This window comes from Flavobacterium sp. ASW18X, assembly GCF_005144745.1.
Taxonomy (GTDB): Bacteria; Bacteroidota; Bacteroidia; order Flavobacteriales; family Flavobacteriaceae; genus Croceivirga.
In genome coordinates this window covers 1-1,014 of record NZ_SWKK01000056.1, presented here as the reverse complement: position 1 = coordinate 1,014, position 1,014 = coordinate 1, and the positions used below count along the sequence as shown (strand labels likewise).

Annotated in this window: 1 pseudogene; it reads right to left on the bottom strand. The window is 46.6% G+C overall.

Annotated features, from left to right (window positions below):
• A pseudogene (locus tag FBT53_RS15960) lies at positions 1-1,014 on the bottom strand (gliding motility-associated C-terminal domain-containing protein); the annotation flags it as partial.

Genomic DNA, 1,014 nt, shown 5'->3' with positions numbered 1-1,014 from the left:
GTGTAACACCTTCGTTGCCTGTCCCCTCATAAGCATCATCCAAACCATCATTATCCGCATCTTCACCACTTGGTGGCAGGTAACCTTCTGTGGGTTGACCCTCTACGTTGTCTGGAATACCATCGTCATCACTGTCAATGTCTAAACTGTCTGGTCTGCCATCGTTATCCGTGTCGATAGCTCCGTCTCCTTCTACTGTATCTAATATACCATCATTATCATCATCTAAATCCACAACGTCTGGTACACCGTCACCATCCGTATCCGGACCGTTGTCTGGGTCTAAGTAATCCGGTGTACCGTCTTGGTCTGTATCATCATTGGTTGGGTCTCCATCGCCGTTGGCATCTTCGTCTGGTGTGTCTATGCCATCGCCATCGTCATCCAAATCGCGATAGTTGACGTCTTCCGTACCATCCGTATCTGGTAAATCGTTCGCTGGGTCTTCTATCTCATCGTTAACATCGTAACCATCATTTACATCACTACCCTCATAGCCATCGTCTAAACCATCATTGTCTGTATCTACTCCAGTATAAGTATTGTCTGGCTCGCCATCATAATCGAAGTCGTGACCTTCATTACTGTCTGGCACCAAATCATTATCACTATCATCGTCTATATAATCTGGGGTACCGTCTTGGTCGGTGTCTTCTGGTGTAACACCTTCGTTGCCTGCACCTTCATATGCATCGTCCAAACCATCATTATCCGAATCTTCACCACTTGGTGGCAGGTAACCTTCTGTAGGTTGACCCTCTACGTTGTCTGGAATACCATCGTCATCACTGTCAATGTCTAAACTATCTGGTCTGCCATCGTTATCCGTGTCGATAGCTCCGTCTCCTTCTACTGTATCTAATATACCATCATTATCATCATCTAAATCCACAACGTCTGGTACGCCGTCACCATCCGTATCTGGACCGTTGTCTGGGTCTAAGTAATCCGGGGTACCGTCTTGGTCTGTATCATCATTGGTTGGGTCTCCATCGCCATTTGCATCTTCGTCTG